The 16,119-nt window shown below is 70.1% G+C and carries 14 protein-coding genes and 1 pseudogene; 9 read left to right on the plus strand and 6 right to left on the minus strand.

Going from position 1 to position 16,119, the window contains the following annotated elements; translation table 11 throughout:
- Window positions 1-54: 54 nt before the first annotated feature.
- A complete protein-coding gene (locus tag AC1RS9_RS07555; RefSeq protein WP_492921020.1) occupies window positions 55-378 on the minus strand; it encodes a GNAT family N-acetyltransferase in 324 nt (107 codons plus the stop codon).
- A gap of 214 nt (window positions 379-592) precedes the next feature.
- On the opposite strand from AC1RS9_RS07555, the gene AC1RS9_RS07560 reads away from it, so the two are divergent.
- The 3 genes and pseudogenes from AC1RS9_RS07560 to AC1RS9_RS07570 all read left to right on the plus strand — a co-directional run bounded on the left by AC1RS9_RS07560 (window position 593) and on the right by AC1RS9_RS07570 (window position 3,575).
- Complete coding sequence (locus AC1RS9_RS07560) at window positions 593-2,578, plus strand: M13 family metallopeptidase (protein WP_449759155.1); 1,986 nt, start codon at window positions 593-595, stop codon at window positions 2,576-2,578.
- A gap of 78 nt (window positions 2,579-2,656) precedes the next feature.
- Window positions 2,657-2,809 (plus strand): annotated as a pseudogene (locus tag AC1RS9_RS07565) (EamA family transporter); the annotation flags it as partial.
- Window positions 2,810-2,891: 82 nt separating this feature from the next.
- Window positions 2,892-3,575 carry an EamA family transporter gene (locus AC1RS9_RS07570; RefSeq protein WP_492921022.1) on the plus strand — a complete coding sequence of 228 codons (684 nt, stop codon included), beginning with the start codon at window positions 2,892-2,894 and terminating at the stop codon, window positions 3,573-3,575.
- On the opposite strand, the gene AC1RS9_RS07575 is transcribed toward AC1RS9_RS07570, so the two are convergent.
- The 3 genes from AC1RS9_RS07575 to AC1RS9_RS07585 form a co-directional block, all read right to left on the minus strand.
- Window positions 3,533-4,012, minus strand: coding sequence for an 8-oxo-dGTP diphosphatase (locus tag AC1RS9_RS07575; protein ID WP_492921024.1), 480 nt, complete (start codon window positions 4,010-4,012; stop codon window positions 3,533-3,535). The two genes, AC1RS9_RS07570 and AC1RS9_RS07575, sit on opposite strands and share 43 nt — an antisense overlap.
- Window positions 4,009-6,270: a helicase-associated domain-containing protein gene (locus AC1RS9_RS07580; RefSeq protein WP_492921026.1), complete on the minus strand. Its 2,262-nt coding sequence runs from the start codon at window positions 6,268-6,270 to the stop codon at window positions 4,009-4,011. Before AC1RS9_RS07580 ends, AC1RS9_RS07575 begins: the two co-directional genes overlap by 4 nt.
- A gap of 272 nt (window positions 6,271-6,542) precedes the next feature.
- The gene (locus AC1RS9_RS07585; RefSeq protein ID WP_492921028.1) at window positions 6,543-7,622 is read right to left on the minus strand and encodes an aldose 1-epimerase family protein; all 1,080 of its coding nucleotides are present in this window, start codon (window positions 7,620-7,622) and stop codon (window positions 6,543-6,545) included.
- On the opposite strand from AC1RS9_RS07585, the gene menD reads away from it, so the two are divergent.
- The 3 genes from menD to AC1RS9_RS07600 all read left to right on the plus strand — a co-directional run bounded on the left by menD (window position 7,621) and on the right by AC1RS9_RS07600 (window position 10,024).
- Window positions 7,621-9,468 (plus strand): 2-succinyl-5-enolpyruvyl-6-hydroxy-3-cyclohexene-1-carboxylic-acid synthase, encoded by a 1,848-nt coding sequence (gene menD, locus AC1RS9_RS07590; RefSeq protein WP_492921030.1) that lies wholly within the window; start codon window positions 7,621-7,623, stop codon window positions 9,466-9,468. The two genes, AC1RS9_RS07585 and menD, sit on opposite strands and share 2 nt — an antisense overlap.
- A 121-nt stretch (window positions 9,469-9,589) precedes the next feature.
- Complete coding sequence (locus AC1RS9_RS07595; protein WP_038566985.1) at window positions 9,590-9,772, plus strand: hypothetical protein; 183 nt, start codon at window positions 9,590-9,592, stop codon at window positions 9,770-9,772.
- Between the two features lie 78 nt (window positions 9,773-9,850).
- The gene (locus AC1RS9_RS07600; protein WP_165584157.1) at window positions 9,851-10,024 is read left to right on the plus strand and encodes a hypothetical protein; all 174 of its coding nucleotides are present in this window, start codon (window positions 9,851-9,853) and stop codon (window positions 10,022-10,024) included.
- A gap of 793 nt (window positions 10,025-10,817) precedes the next feature.
- Here AC1RS9_RS07600 and AC1RS9_RS07605 read toward each other — a convergent pair.
- Entirely contained in the window at window positions 10,818-11,279 is a 462-nt protein-coding gene (locus AC1RS9_RS07605) for a flavodoxin family protein (protein ID WP_492921033.1), read from the minus strand.
- A 186-nt stretch (window positions 11,280-11,465) separates the two neighbouring features.
- Window positions 11,466-12,752 carry an isochorismate synthase gene (locus tag AC1RS9_RS07610; RefSeq protein ID WP_136788547.1) on the minus strand — a complete coding sequence of 429 codons (1,287 nt, stop codon included), beginning with the start codon at window positions 12,750-12,752 and terminating at the stop codon, window positions 11,466-11,468.
- Window positions 12,753-12,890: 138 nt separating this feature from the next.
- Here AC1RS9_RS07610 and AC1RS9_RS07615 point away from each other — a divergent pair, with 138 nt between their 5' ends.
- The 3 genes from AC1RS9_RS07615 to AC1RS9_RS07625 are packed head-to-tail and all read left to right on the plus strand — an operon-like array spanning window position 12,891 to window position 16,007.
- Window positions 12,891-13,637, plus strand: a complete 747-nt coding sequence (locus AC1RS9_RS07615) for a demethylmenaquinone methyltransferase (RefSeq protein ID WP_492921035.1) — start codon at window positions 12,891-12,893, stop codon at window positions 13,635-13,637.
- Window positions 13,634-14,956, plus strand: a complete 1,323-nt coding sequence (locus AC1RS9_RS07620) for a geranylgeranyl reductase family protein (RefSeq protein WP_492921037.1) — start codon at window positions 13,634-13,636, stop codon at window positions 14,954-14,956. Before AC1RS9_RS07615 ends, AC1RS9_RS07620 begins: the two co-directional genes overlap by 4 nt.
- 22 nt (window positions 14,957-14,978) lie before the next feature.
- Complete coding sequence (locus tag AC1RS9_RS07625; protein WP_492921039.1) at window positions 14,979-16,007, plus strand: polyprenyl synthetase family protein; 1,029 nt, start codon at window positions 14,979-14,981, stop codon at window positions 16,005-16,007.
- Window positions 16,008-16,119 lie beyond the last annotated feature (112 nt).

Raw genomic sequence — 16,119 nt, forward strand, 5'->3', positions numbered from 1 at the left:
CTACGATCAGCAGCACACCGTTGCGGCGCCCGCCGAAACGGCATTACTCAGCCTCTAACAAACCCGGGGCGATTCAGGTGTGACCCCATAGCCGATGTGGCCGGTCGTCAGCTCGCCGGTGAATTCTGTGGGACGTAGGGCGATTGCGCCGAGGACCCTCTGCCCGCGGGTATCGATGGGCTCGTCATCGGCGATCCACCACGACGTGGCCGGGCGTCCGTGAAGCTCCTCGATCCAGGCCGCGAACCCCTCAGGGCTGATGACGTCATCGCCGCGCGCGATGCCGAATCCGTCCTCGTGAAGCCCCGCACCCCACTCGCGATGGGCGACGAGGAACGCCTCGTGCAGGGCGATCGTCGGTTCGATCAGTCGTGGCACGTCTCCACGAGACCGAGCGTCGACCAGGTTGATGTTGTGTCATGAACGCGCAAAAGAGCGCGCGTTCATGACACAACATCGCCGCCCATGCGACGGGGGCGACTCTCCTGGACGACGTCACGCGGCGAGCTGCGGATGACGGTTGTCGGTGCGAGGTGTTTGGATGGACGTCAGCTGAGAAGTCCTCGACCTCCACGAAATCTGAGGTGTTCGCATGACCCGCAAGTCCGGCCTCCACGTCGACACGTTCGACGCGTCCGTCCGCCCCCAGGACGACCTGTTCGCCTACGTCAACAACACGTGGGTTCGCGAGCACCCCATCCCCGACGACAAGTCGCGCTACGGCGCGTTCGACCGCCTTCGTGAGAAGAGCGAGGCGGCGATGCGCGTCATCATCGAGGAGGCAGCGCAGAAGGCGGAGGACGCCGAGAACGGCAACCCGGCCGAGGGCTTCGGCCCGGCCACGCAGAAGGTCGGCGACCTGTACCGCTCGTTCATGGACACCGAGCGCATCAACCGTCTCGGCGTCTCGCCGATCGCGGAGGATCTCGCCGCCATCGACGGGCTGACGAGCGAGCACGATCTGCTCATGCTCCTCGGCCACCTCGAGCGCTACGGCATGGGCGGTCTGTTCGGTTTCTACGTCAGCGCCGACGCGAAGAACAGCGACGAGTACATCGTCTACATCGGCCAGAGCGGCCTCGGGCTGCCCGACGAGGCCTACTACCGCGAGGCGCAGTACGCCGAGATCCGCGCCGCCTACCAGGAGCACATGGTGCGGCTGCTCGAACTCGCGGGTGTCTCCACGCCAGAGGCCGTCGCCGACCGCGCGTACGCCCTCGAGGTCGACCTCGCGAAGCACCACTGGGACAACGTCTCGACGCGCGACGCCATCAAGACCTACAACCGTTACACGCTCGACGAGCTGCGCGACGTGCTCGGCGCGTTCGACCTCGACGCGTGGATGGAGGGCCAGGTCGTGCCGGACGGCGCGTTCGCGAACGTCGTCGTCGGGGAGCCGAGCTACCTCGAGGGGCTCGCGGAACTGTTCGCCAACCGTCCGCTCGAGGATTGGAAGGCGTGGATGACGTGGCACCTCGTCACCTCCTTCGCGAACTACCTCGGCGACGCCGTGGTCGAGGAGCGCTTCGACTTCGCCGGCCGCACCCTGTCGGGCACGCCGCAGCTGCGTGAGCGCTGGAAGCGCGGCGTCGGCCTCGTCGAGGGCGTCCTCGGCGAGGAGGCCGGCAAGCTGTACGTCGAGCGTCACTTCCCGCCGGAGGCGAAGGGGCGGATGCAGGAACTCGTCGGCAACCTCGTCGAGGCGTTCCGTCGCAGTTTCCGCGAATCGACGTGGATGAGCCCCGAGACGCAGGTCAAGGCGCTCGAGAAGCTCGACGCGTTCACGCCCAAGATCGGCTACCCCGACGAGTGGCGCGACTACTCCGACCTGCAGATCGTCGCCGACGACCTCGTCGGCAACATCAAGCGTTCCGCCTCGTTCGAGACCGACTACCAGCTGGCCAAGATCGGGCAGCCGATCGACCGCAACGAGTGGCTCATGAGCCCGCAGACGGTCAACGCCTACTACCACCCGATGATGAACGAGATCGTCTTCCCGGCCGCCATCCTGCAGCCGCCGTTCTTCGACGTCCACGCGGACGATGCCGTCAACTACGGCGGCATCGGCGCCGTCATCGGCCACGAACTCGGCCACGGCTTCGACGACCAGGGCTCGCGCTTCAACGGAGACGGTGAACTCGTCGACTGGTGGACCGAAGGCGACCGCGAGCGCTTCGACGCCCTGTCGGCCAAGCTCATCGCGCAGTTCTCCGAGCTCGAGACGCGCGACGCCCCCGGCCTCAAGGTGAACGGTGGCCTGACGGTCGGCGAGAACATCGGCGACCTCGGCGGACTGACGATCGGGTACAAGGCGTACACGATCGCCTGCGAGGACGCCCCGGCGCCTGAGCTCGACGGTTTCACGGGCGCGCAGCGCTTCTTCCTCGGCTGGGCTCAGGTGTGGAGCGGCACCGCCCGCGAGGCCGAGGCGAAGCGTCTGCTCGCCACCGACCCGCACTCGCCAATGGACGTGCGCGCCAACGCCGCCCGCAACCTCACCGAGTTCGTCGAGGCGTTCGACGTCAAGGCCGGCGACGGCATGTGGGTCGACGAGGACGAGCGCGTGCGCATCTTCTGAGGCACCTTCCGAGGCCCTGAACGGCCACCAGACGGATCGTTCTTCCGGCGGCGGGCGCGGTGCGGTGGGATGGGGCTCATGACCCCACGCCACATCGCGCTCGCGCTGCTCGTCGTTCTCATCTGGGGGCTCAACTTCGTCGTCATCCACGAGGGGCTGGCCGGCATACCGCCGCTGCTGTTCGTGGCGATCCGGTTCGCGTGCATCCTGCCGATCATGGCGTTCGTGCCGCGCCCGCAGGTGGCGTGGCGCGACCTCGCACTCGTCGGGCTGCTCATGTCGGCCGGACAGTTCGGGTTTTCTGTACTCGGCGATGGCGGCGGGTCTGGCCTCCGGGCTGGCCTCGCTGATCCTGCAGGCTCAGGCGCTGTTCACCGTCGTCATCGCCGCGGCCGTCCTGGGGGAGCGGCCGCGACCCATCCAACTCATGGGCATGGGCATCGCCGTGGGCGGGCTCTTCGTCGTGGCCCTCGGACGCTCGGGGGCGACACCGCTCGTCGGCGTCCTGCTGTGTCTCGCGGGAGCGCTGAGCTGGGGTGCCGGTAACGTCGCCTCGCGACGCTGCGCGGGAGCTTCAGGCCTCGGGTTGACGGTGTGGGGCAGCCTGTTCGTCCCGCTGCCGATGCTGGTGCTGTCGCTGCTCATCGACGGCCCGGGCGCTGTCGGTGGCGCGCTCACGCACTTCGGCGGCGCGGCGATCGCGTCGACGGCGTACACCGTCATCCTCGCGAGCCTCGTTGGCTACACGATCTGGAACGGGCTCATGGGCATATATCCGGCATCGAACGTCGCCCCGTTCACGCTGCTCGTCCCCGTCGTCGGCTTCCTCGCAGGCTGGGTCTTCCTCGGCGAACGCCCCAACGCTGCCGCGTTCGTCGGCGGCGCGCTCCTGCTCGTCGGCGTGGCCGTCATCGTGCTCGGCCCGCGCGCGCTGACGCGGCTGGGCGCCCGTCGTCAGAGCTCGAAGCGCTCGAGCGTGACGCCGTCCGCGCCGTAGACGAACAGGGCGTGCCGCAGGGTGCCAGCGAGCGCGCGGGGCATCCAGTGGCGCGCATCCGGCCACATCTCGACGTACGGAATCCCGTCCTGACGCACCCACCGGCCGGCGATCTCGTCTGAATCCTGCACCGCGCCGAGGGCATCGGACGCAATGAACACATGCGCCTGCATGTCTTGGGTCAGGTCGTCGTGGGAAAAGCGAAAGTCGAGGACGCCGGCTGGCGCGAGCGTCTGCGCGCGCAGACCCGTCTCCTCCTCGAGCTCGCGGGCGGCCGCCTCCTGCGCGCTCTCACCGGCGTCGATCTTGCCGCCGGGGGCAACGACGCGGCTACGACCGAAGCCGCGCAGCTTTCGCCCGAGCAGCACCTCGTCCGCCCCGTCGCTCGTACGGGTGACAAGGACGAGGCAGGTCTCGAGGGGCGTCGCGGACGTCACGCCGACGCCACGCCCGTGATGCGGTGGATCGAGAACGTCCGCGTCACTGGCGAGGTGTCGCCCAGCTGGCCCGTGACGCGCCCGCCCGTCACGCTCGCGGGGCGGAACAAGCCGCGCTTGATGTCGCCGCCGGCCTCGACGTAGCCGATCCACACGGGAACGCTCTCGGCGGCCGCGTCCTGCAGCAGCGCCAACGTCACCGTCGGATCACAGGACGGGATGCGCGTGTGCGCGTCGTGCTCGCTCGGACGGACGGCGTCCTTCTCAGCGGCCCGTAGACGGCCGGCCAGCTGCTCGGCCTCACCGGCGTCGAGCGTGTGCACCTGGACGGGGGTGGTGCGGCGCGACGGCGTCGGGGCGCGCTCGACGGTGGCGGCGCGCACGACGACCCCGCCGTCGGAGGTCTCGGCGACAGGCGCGTGACGATGCTCGCGCAGGACGTCGAGCAGCGTCGCCGCAGGCATCGGGGAGACGCAGACGGTGGGTGCGATGCGGCGCAGCTGCAGCGACGCGAGGCCCGTGTCGGCGACGAGCGCGTCGAGGGCGGCCTCGTCATCGCTGCGCACGTACGAACTGACGGACCCGACGCGCACGTGGCCGTGGCGGCGCGCGACGTCGCCGAGCAGGTATTCGAGAGCCTGCGGGATCGGCGTCATGCTGTGGCGACGCAGCAACTCGAGCGCCTCCGCCGAGGAGACCCCGTGGTCGAGCAGGCGACGCAGACTCGCGTCGCTGAAGCGGAAAACCGTTGCACCACCGCGGGATTCGACGTCGGCGGCGCGACGCATGAACGTGGCGGCCTCTTCCGCCAGCGGGCCGGGTGCGATGGCGGTGAGGTCGCCCTGGAGCATGACCTGATCGACCGGCTCCGGGAGCGCGGTCGACATGGCGGTCGTCACGGCCTCGACATCCGCGGCGGACGACGGGTCGGCCGCGAGCAGCGCACGCCCGGCGCTGGTGAGCGCGCCCCGGCCGAGGACGCCGAGCCATGCCGCTTCGCGCAGGACGACATCAGCGTGGGTGGGCGCCCCGGCAGGCAGGCGGAGCGGTCGGCGCCAACGCAGCAGCGCTTCGACGTCGTCGATCGTGGGGGCGCTGCCCGCCGGGAGGGCGGCGAGGACGTCGAGCACGTCCCGGCGGCGGGCCCGCATGAGCGGCCACGCGGCGTCCTTGCCGAGGACGTTGACGAGCGTCCCGTCGACGCTCTGACCCGCGAGGCCGGGGGCGCGGACGGTGTCACGCCACGCCAGAGCGAGGGCCGTCCAGCGTCGCGCCGGGCTCCAGGTCGTCCATTCGTCGTACAGATCGGTCGGTCGCCACGTCGCGTCGATCTCTCCGTCGGAGGCGAACAGGCCTGCGGAGTGGCCGATCTCGAGGACGAAGGCGGTCAGTTCGCTCGACGCATCGAGCCTCGCGGCGAGACGACGGTGATCGCGGACGGACAGACCACCGGTGCGCAGGACACGCGGCGCCTCCTCATCCCAGGCGGCGGCGACATCGTCTAGTCGCCACAGCAGATCGAGCACCTCCCCGGCGGCAGCCGTGTCGGCGTCGGCCTGGTCGACGTGACGTGGCTCGGGTTGTGGCGGCGCCCACGGTTCGCGCGACAGCCGGCCGCCGCGCAGGGCGAGGCCCACCTCGCGCGGGATGACGGCGTCGTCACCGTCGAGGGCGACCATGAGCCCGGCGCGGACGAGTTCGTCACGGACGGCGCGCAGGGCGGGCGTCGTGAACGAGGCGCGGGCGCTGCCCCAGCGCAGTTGGTCGATGACGGCGCGCGCGCGATCGGTGAGACGTGCTTCGACGTCGGTGACCTCGTCGGGGGTGGTCGTGGGCGAGAGCGCGAGGGTGCTCGGATGTGTCACCAGCTCGGCGGTCGAACGTCCCAATCCTGCTGGGTGGGTGAGGATCTCACCGACCGCGCGAGCCGTTCGCCAGCCGTCGGAAGCGCGCCAGACGAGCGCCTTCGCCCAGAGCTCCCGGATCCCCTGTTCGACGGCCCTCCTCGACGCGCCGAGCGCGGCCGCGGCGCCGTCAGCACCGACGACGAGGAGGGCTTCGACGAGGCGCAGCGCGCCGCCGTCGAGATGTTCGAGCGCACGCTGGACGCTGGCGCGCGTCGAGGCGCGAGCCGCGAGGGAAGTGATGTCCGCCGGCGCCGGTCGCGTGAGGTCGGGGCGCGCGAGCAGGAGGGCCGCGAGCTCGTCGTCGCTGCGGGCCCTCAGATCATCGGCAAAACTGCGCGCGGCTCTGGGCACCCGCACCACGGTAGTCGGCGGCGCGGCCGGGGGCACCTCGACGTCCGGTGAAGACGTCTGTGGCGAGACGGCAGAGCGCACCATGGACGTCGGCTGGGTGGGCGGGGGCTCGAGTGCGCGGTATGACGGCCAGCTGAAGGTGGATGAAAGTCGCACGTGCGGACAGCAATCGCGGATGTGGACGTGGATCGCGAAGGTGGACAGGAATCGCCGATATGGATCGCGGATGGGGACGGGTGGGGCCAGCGTTGTGAGGGTCGGGGTCGTGAGGATCAGTGGCGTGAAGAGATGCCGAAGGAGGCTGTCCATGTTCGGCCCGGGTGCAGCACCATGAGGCCCTCGCCCGTGTTGAACGCATTGGCAGGGCACGTCATCGGCTCCACGGCCAAGCCCGAGCGTCGGTTCTTCGGCTCCGGCAACCCGTCGCCCGTGAACAGCTGCACGTAGCCGAACTCGCGCGCATCGGCCCACAACGTCGTCACCCGCGACGACGTGCTGACGCTGACCTCCCAGCGTGCGGCGTCGTTGCTCAACGCCGCGGCTCCGTCAGCCCGTGGCGCCGCGTCAGCAGGCCGCGAGGGCATTCCGCTGCCCGGGCGGGCTCCGATACCGGTGAAGCACGTATCGAGGGTGACGCCGCGCAGTGATGCGCTTTCGGTGAAGTCGATCGAGGCTGGTTCACGCCCCACCGGGATGAGCCGCTCGTCGACGGTAAGGGCTTCGTCTAGAGGGGCGGTCAGCGTCACGTCGTCGAGTGAGCTCTCACCTGCCGTCAGATAGGGGTGCATGCCGAACCCGAACGGGCATGGTGTGTCGGAGAGGTTCGTGGCGCGCGGCGTGATCGTCAGGCCATCGGGGCCGAGCACGTACGTCAACTCGAATCGCACCGTCCACGCCCATCCCGGCTGCGGGTGCAGCGTGACGCCGACGGTGACGCGATGCGTTGCGTGCTCCACGAGCTGCCACGGTTGCCAGCGCACCAGCCCGTGGGCGGCGTTGGTGTGCTCCGGTTCGGTCAGCGGCAGCAGGTACGTGTCGCCGTCGAACGCGTAGCGCCCGCCGGCGATGCGGTTCGGCCACGGCGCGAGGACGTGCCCGCGGGCCGCGTCGGCCATGGTGTCCTCGGCGTATCCATGGACGATGTCCTCGCCGTCGTGGCGCAGCGCCCGCAACCCGCCGCCGACCTCGACGATCGTCGCCTCGTACCCGGACGCCCGGATGTGCCATTGCATGCCGCTGGGAAGGGTGGGCTGCTCGTCGTTCGTCACGCCCACAGCGTAGGGAACGGGCGCGTCGTTGGGGTTGTCGGCGCCATGCGCCAAGATGGTGAGCGTGAATCCTTCGACTGCCATGGCAAGCGTGATCATCGACGAACTCGTGCGGCTCGGCGTCAAGGACGTGGTGCTCTCGCCTGGTTCGCGTTCGGCGCCGCTCGCGTACGCGGTGGCCGCGGCCGACAAGGCTGGACGGCTGCGTCTGCACGTGCGCGTCGACGAACGTTCGGCCGGGTTCCTCGCCCTCGGTCTCGCGAAGATCTCGCGCAACCCGGTGCCCGTCATCACGACGAGCGGCACGGCCGTCGCAAACCTTCACCCGGCTGTCCTCGAAGCGCATCACGCGCAGGTGCCGCTCATCATCATGAGCGCCGACCGCCCCGCAGAACTGCGCGACACGGGCGCCAACCAGACGACCGACCAGGTCAAGATCTTCGGTTCCGCGACGCGGTGGTTTCACGAGTTCGCGACGCCGAGCGAGCGCGCTGGGCAGAACACGGTGTGGCGCTCGGTCGTCGGTCGCGCGTTCGCCCACGCGACGGGCGTTCCGACGGGCGACGTCGGGCCGGTCCACCTCAACCTGCCGTTCCGCGAGCCGCTGACGCCCGACGTCGCCGACCTCGCGATGGCCGGAGCCGTTGCGGGCGCGGGGGCGATCGTGGCGAGGGATACGAGCGCGACGTCCGATGAGGAAGGCCGGGCTGATGACGCCCCCTCAGCGACGGCACCCATGTGGCCCGAAAGCCTCGAGGGGCGGGATCGCGGGCGCCCCTGGATGCAGTTGCGTGCTCCGGCATCGACGGTCACCGTCGCGCCCGGCCCGGGCATCGCACCGGTGCCGCGTACTCTCGTCCTGCTCGGTGATCTGCCCGATCCGAAGCTGGCCGCCGAGGTCGCCGAACTCGCCGACGCGGCGGGCTGGCCCGTCATCGCCGAGCCGTTCGGCGATTACCACCGCGGGCGCGCCATGCCGCACGGTTCGCTCATCCTCGCCGCCCACGACTGGCTCGACGAGCACCTGCCCGAGCGTGTTCTCGTCGCCGGACGCATGACGCTCTCGCGCGATGTCGCGAAGCTGCTGCGTCACCCCGAGGTGACCGTCGAGGTCATCACGGCGTCGACGTCGTGGGCCGACCCGTCGCACGTCGTACAGCGCGTGCACGAGTGGGCCGCCATCGCGCGCTCGCACGAACTCGTCGCGGCGTGCGCGGACCGTCGGTGGTCGAGCAGCTGGCGCATCGCAGGGCAGCGTCTCGCGCAGCGCATCGGGCCGCTCGTCGCGCGGTCGTGGCCGTCTGGCCTGGCCGCGACGTCGACGCTCGTGCAGCACGTGCCGGCCGGGTCGGCGCTGCTCATCGGGTCGTCGAACACGGCGCGTGACCTCGATCTCGGTCGCAATCCGCAGCGCATCGCGCGTCGGGTCTGCTCCGTCGCGAACCGCGGGTTGTCGGGCATCGACGGGGTGGTCTCGACGGCCGTCGGCATCGCGCTGTCGCACGACGGCCCGAGTTTCGCACTCATGGGCGACCTGACGTTCCTGCACGACAGCAACGGCCTGCTCATCGGCCCCGGCGAGCCGCGCCCCGACCTGACGATCGTCGTCATCAACGACGACGGCGGCGGCATCTTCGGCACGCTCGAGCAGGGGCGCAGCGAACTCGCCGAGCACTTCGAGCGCGTCTTCGGCACGCCGACGAACGCCGACCTCGCGCTCGTGTGCGAGGCCCGCGGTGTCGGGTATTCGCTCGTCGGGTCGCGTGACGAACTCATCGAGCGCGTCAGCGACCCGGCGCCCGGGCTGAACGTCATCGAGGTGCGCACCGAGCGTCACCTCGAGCGTCAGGCGCGCCACGACCTTTTCGCGGCCGCCATCGACGCCGTCGCCGATGCCGGTGAGATGGACGCGCGCTACGAACGTCGTTGACGCGCCCCACCCTCAGGTATGGTGCGCGCCCGCGTCATCTCGGCAAGAGTGGCAGGAGGCGACGCCCGCCCGGGCGCCGCAGCCCACATGGTGGCGCGCTACACGATGAAGGAGAGACGACATGACGGTTGCGACCGACGCAGTGTTCGAGATGCCCGAGGACGGCGACAACGACGGTGAGCGTCTGAGCGAGCAGGACGCCTCCAACATCGACACCCCCGACGCCGGCGGCGAGGCCGACACGGTGGACGAGGACAACGTCCCGCACTCCGGCCTCGACGGTGACAAACTGCAGGAGAACTGAGCGCGCTGCCCGGCCGCCCGCGAGGTTGCGGGCGCCCGGGCATGATGCGCGAAACGACGACACGAGGAGATGACGAGCATGGCACTGTCCGACTTCATAGAGCAGCTCAAGGCGCGCCTGAGCGGCGCGTCCGACAGGACCGGAGAGACGGCTCAGAACGCAACCGACAAGGCTGGTTCGATCGACGAAGGTGACCCCACGCGCACCATCGTCAGCAACGACCCGGGAACGCCGACGGACCACGCCGTCTGAACCGCGTCGTCTGAATCACGCCATCACGCGGGGCCGATCAGGCCCCGGTGAAGGTCATGTCGGCCTCGTCATGCACCACGTGCGTGGCGGGGCCGTTCGCCACTGTGATGTCTTATCCGGCCGAGTGGGACGGGCGGCCACGCGAGGTCAGGCGGACCTCGATGATTGCCTGATGCCCGGGCAAGATCTCGTGTGGGTGCGCGACGGTAGGAAGCGACGCGACCCCTATGCTGATTGCCGTCTCGAGATCAAGGGGGCCGTCGGCAGGCCCCGCGTCGATGACGGCGAAATCGCGCACATCGACATGCGACTATGCAGCGCTCGGTGTGATCGTGATGATCAGGGCCGTGTGCTGATCCGTGTTGGCGATGACACCGCTCGGGAAGGCCTTCGCTTCGAACGCGCCGCAGCCCCGATCGCGAAGGCGATGTTGCCTCCAGTGGTGCGGCGCACGTTCTTCGGCCCGCCGAAGGCCGCGACGAAGGCCAGGGCCACACCCAGTGCGACGACGATGGCCGTCCAGGTGAGCGCGGGGTTCGGTTCCCCCTGCCGGGGGCGGAACGCTGACATCGATGTGACCGCTCCGCTTCACCACACGATGAGCGCGACCTCACCCTATGTGTTGCACCACCCACCGAGGGTACTTCCGGGGCGATCGAAGCTGCCTGATGGCGGGTGGCCGGTTGTCGCGCGTCACGATCGAGTGGCCCGGCGCCGCACTGGCATGGTCACGCGTGTGAGCTCACCAGCCCATGTGAGTTCACCAGCCCAGCGGAGACGGCGAGATGGATGCTCAGTCCAACAGGTGTGCCGCGACGGTGGCTCCGAACTCGCGGGCAGCGGCGAGGTCGTCATCACCCACGTCGCCGAGACGTTCGAAGGGCTCGGCGACGAGGCGCAGTTCGAGGCCCGTCGTGATGGCGTCGAGAGCGCGGCGCGCGCCCGTCGCGTCGCTGCGTCCGTGCACCCAGTAGCTGAACGGGCGCCTGCGGACGTACCCCTGCAGCGCGTCGTACGTCGAGTCAAAACTGTGCTTGAGTGCGCCGGAGAGGTAGCCGAAGTTGACCGGTGTGCCGAACAGGTACGCATCGGCGTCGAGGTAGGCCCGCGGGTCGGTCGCCTCCAGCGCTTCGATCGCGACGGCCTCGACAAGTCCGTCGAAGAACTCCGGGTCGCTCGCCCCCGCGATCACTGCATCGCGCAGGGACACCGTGGCGAGGGTCGGTGCGTGGCTGATGACGAGAAGACGCTTCATCTGATCGACGCTACCGCCCGGCCGCCGAGCGTGGAACCAGCCGTCCCGCGCGGAGCTGAAGTACCGCATGGCAGGGTTGTGGCGCTCATCTCGCACCGTGAGGGCTGAAAGTCGGCATGGCGGGATCGCAGCTGCGAACGCGCACAAGAACCGGAGCGACGTCGCCAAACCCGCCCTCCTCGCGCGTCAGTCGTCGCGCAACGCCTCGCGCATGGGTGAGAGCTTGGCGACGGATTCGGCGACCTCGCTCACCGGATCGGACCCGGCGACGATGCCGCACCCGGCGAACAGCCTGATGCGGCAGGGGTTCTCGATGTCGATCTGGCCGCTGCGCAGCGCGATGCCCCACTCGCCGTCGCCGGCGGCGTCGATCCAGCCGACGGGCCCGGCGTAGCGTCCGCGGTCCATGTGTTCGAGCTCGTCGATGACGAGCGCCGCCTCGTTCGTCGGCGTCCCGCACACCGCAGCCGACGGGTGCAGCGACGCCGCGAGCGTCAGCGACGACGCACCCCCGGCGAGCGCACCGGAGACGTCCGTGGCGAGGTGCAGCACGTTCGGCAGATTGAGGACGAACGGCGCGTCGGGCACGTTCATCGACGAGCAGTGCGGCCGCAGCGCCGCCTCGACGGAGCGGACGGCGTACTCGTGCTCCTCGAGGTCCTTCGAACTGCGCGCGAGGCTCGCGGCGAGCGCCAGATCCTGCTCCTCGCTGGAGGCGCCGGCCCCGGCGCGACGGATCGTCCCGGCGAGGACGCGTGAGGTGACGAGCCCCTTCTCCGAGCGCACGAGCAGCTCCGGCGTCGCGCCGACGAGACCGTCGACCGCGAACGCCCACGTGTCGCGGTAACGCGCCGCCAGACGCGTCAGCAGCCAGCGCGGGTCGATGTCGGCGTCCGCGACATGGATCTCGTCACGCGCGAGCACGACCTTCTCGATGCGCCCCGTGCGGATCATCTCGATGGCGTCGCTCACGGCGCTGCGCCACTGCGCGGGCGTCAGCGCGCCGTCACGGGCCTCGACGCCCGTCGGTGCCAGCGCCGGCGTGACGTCGGGCAGGCGGTCGCTCGTGCGGTTGATCGTCGTGAGCCACGCTCGCCCGCCGCGGCGCCCGACGACCATCTCGGGCACGACGAGCGCCGAACCCTCGTCGGAGGAGTTGCGAAAACTGAACGAGCCGAACGCGACGAGTCCACTGCCGGGCAGGGCGACCTCGTCCTCGACGTCGGCTGCCGCGACGAGCGCATCCCACCACGACTCGGCGTCGGCGAATCGCTCGTCACCGCTCGTCGCGATCGACGCGGCGCGCCCCCACGCGACGAGACCCTCACCGCGGCGCACCCACGACATGACGTCCTCGGCCGGGCGGCCCGCCGGAACGAGCGAGACGAGATCGCCCGGGTCGGCGAGCTCCTGGGTGCGCACCCGCAGGTGCGGCGTGCGCGCGGCGTCGGCGGGCGATGGGGAAAGGCTCACGAGACACCAGCCTAACCCCGTGCCGCAGACGGCTCGGTGGCGCGAGGCGCCGCCGTCAGCGACGCGTGATGACGCCCCGCGCGCCTGCTCATTCAGGTGGCCGCGAGGGCACGCGCGCGCGAGTGCGAGAATGGCCCCATGAATCGTGCTGGCCTGGACAAGCGACCCAGCGATGTCGCGCGCATGTTCGACGACGTCGCGGCGCGCTACGACATCATGAACGACCTGCTCTCCCTCGGCCAGGACCGTCGCTGGCGCAAGCAGGTGCTGACGGCGCTCGATCCCAAGCCGGGCGAGATCGTGCTCGACATCGCCGCAGGCACGGGCACCTCGTCGGAGCCCTTCGACGCCGCGGGCGCCCACGTCGTGCCCGCCGACTTCAGCCTCGGCATGCTGCGCGAGGGCAAGAAGCGCCGCGCCGACCTCGGATTCACCGCCGCCGACGCGACGAAGCTGCCGTTCGCCGATGCCTCGTTCGACGCCGTCACGATGAGCTTCGGTCTGCGCAACGTCGTCGACGTCACGGGCGCGCTCGCCGAGTTCGCGCGCGTGACGAAGCCCGGCGGGCGCCTGCTGATCTGCGAGTTCAGCCACCCGACGAACGGGCCGTTCCGCCGCGTCTACACCGAGTACCTCATGCAGGCGCTGCCGCCCGTCGCGCGCGCCGTCAGTTCGAACCCGGAGAGCTACGTCTACCTCGCCGAGTCGATCCAGAGCTGGCCCGCGCAGCGTGAGCTCGCCGAGCTGATCAAGACGGCAGGCTGGGCCGACGTCGAGTGGCGCAACCTCACCGGCGGCATCGTCGCGCTGCACCGCGCGGTCAAGCCCGCGGCGAAGAATGCGCCGAAGAACCAGCAGACGAAGAAGAAGGGCGGCGCGGCGTGAGCGACGCCGTCAGCACCAGCCCCCAGGCAGCCACCGAGAGCGCCGACGTCATCGTCGTCGGTGCCGGCCCGGGTGGGTCGACGATGGCCGCGTACCTCGCGCAGGCCGGCCTCGACGTCCTGCTGCTCGAGAAGACCCGTTTCCCGCGCGAGAAGGTGTGTGGTGACGGGTTGACGCCGCGCGCCGTCAAGGAGATCGACGCGCTCGGCATCCCCACGCCCGAGAGCGAGGGGTGGATCCGCAACAAGGGGCTGCGCCTCGTCGGGCGTGGCATGCGTCTGCAGGTCGACTGGCCCGACGAGGGAGCCTTCCCCGCCTACGGTCTCGTGCGCACGCGCCAGGACTTCGACGACATCCTCGCCCAGCACGCCGTCGCCCAGGGCGCCCGGTTGCTGCAGGGCGTCAACGTCACGGCGCCCATCGTCGAGAGCGGCCGCGTTGCCGGCGTCGAGGCGAAGCTGCTCGGCGAGGACGGGCGTGCCACCGGCGAGAAGGCGACGTACCGAGCCCCGCTCGTCGTCGCCTGCGACGGCAACTCGAGCCGACTGGCGCTCGCCGTCGGCCGTGAGAAGCGCGAGGACCGGCCGATGGGCGTCGCTGTCCGTGCCTATTACACGAGCCCGCGCACGCACGACGACTACCTCGAGAGCTGGCTCGAACTGCCGTCGACGAACGAGCGCGGCGAGAAGATCCTGCTGCCCGGCTACGGGTGGATCTTCGGTGTCGGGGACGGCACGAGCAACGTCGGCCTCGGCATCCTCAACACCTCGAAGGCGTTCGGCAAGACCGACTACCGCGAGGTCATGCGCCGCTGGGTCGCGACGATGCCGCCCGAGTGGACGTTCGACGACGCGAGGATGGTCGGCGACATCCGCGGAGCGGCGCTGCCGATGGGCTTCAACCGCACCCCGCACTACGCCGACGGCCTCATGCTCGTCGGCGACTCCGGCGGCATGGTCAATCCGTTCAACGGTGAGGGCATCGCGTACGCGATGGAGGCCGCGCGCCTCGGTTCGAGCGTCGTCGCGGACGCGTTCGGCGCCGCGAAGAACGGCGGCGACGTCGCCCGCGAACGCATCCTCGCCACCTACCCCGACGTCATGAAGCAGGCCCTCGGCGGCTACTTCACGCTCGGTCGCCACTTCGCCACGATGATCGGTAATCCGCAGATCATGAAGCTCGCCGTCACGTACGGTTTGCCGCGCGAGGACCTGATGAAGATCATCGTCAAGGTGATGGCGAACCTCGCCGACCCGGGCGGCAAGAGCGCCACCGATCGCCTGTACACCGTGCTGACCCGCCTCGCGCCCAACGCGTGAACGGCCCAGGAAGAGTTGAACCATGAGTGCTGAATCCGCGCGCACCTCGAGCGCCCAGTCGGTCGCGTCCGCGATCGTGCCGGACGCCTCGGCGGAGCTGAGCGACCGCCTCGTCGACGGGCTGGAGCGCGTCAACGCGCGCCTCGACGTCGTCGTCGACCACGACAGCCTGCTCGTGCGTGAGGCCAGCCACCACCTCGTGGACGCCGGCGGCAAGCGTTTCCGCCCGATGTTGACGTTGCTCACCTCGATGCTCGGCACCGGCATCAGCGACGAGGTCGTCGACGCGGCGGCCGGCGTCGAGCTGACGCACCTCGCCTCGCTGTACCACGACGACGTCATGGACGAGGCCGACATCCGCCGCGGTGTGCCGAGCGCCAACGCGGTCTACGGCAACTCGACGGCCATCCTCATCGGCGACCTGCTCTTCGGCAAGGCCTCTGAACTCATCGCCCACCTCGGCCCGGAGGCCGTCATCCTGCAGGCCCGGACGTTCGTGCGCCTGTGCGCCGGCCAGATCGAGGACGAGCGTCAGGCTCCCGACGGCGCCGACCCGATGGAGTACTACCTCAAGGTGCTCGCCGACAAGACGGGCGTCCTCATCGCCGCCGCCGCGCAGTACGGGGCGATGTTCTCCGGCTGCGACGAGCGCACCGTCGAGGTGCTGGGCCGCTACGGCGAGCTCGTCGGGCTCGTCTTCCAGCTGAGCGACGACATCCTCGACATCGCGAGCGAGGCCGAGACTTCGGGCAAGACCCCGGGCACCGACCTGCGTGAGGGCGTCGCGACGCTGCCGACGTTCTACGTCAACGCCTCGAGCGACCCCGCCGACGCGCGCCTGAAGGCACTGCTCGCGAGGCCACTGACGGACGACGCCGAGCACGCCGAGGCCCTCGAGCTGCTGCGCGCGCACCCCGCCATGGAGCAGGCCCGCGCGCACACGCTGACGACAGCGCGCGAAGCCGCCGCTCTCATCGACAAACTCGGCGAGGGCGAGGTGCAGGACGCGCTCAAGGAGGTTCCGCTGAGCGTCGCGACGCGTTCGGCGTGACGGGCGCCGGTGCGGGAGAGTTGAGACCACGTGCTGACACCGCGTTCTGTCCCGAGGCGTGAACGCCGGGTGTTCAGCAGGTGACCATCTGGGTGTCGAATGTGGTGCAAGA

It is taken from the genome of Dermacoccus sp. MPR-E5 (genome assembly GCF_058809565.1).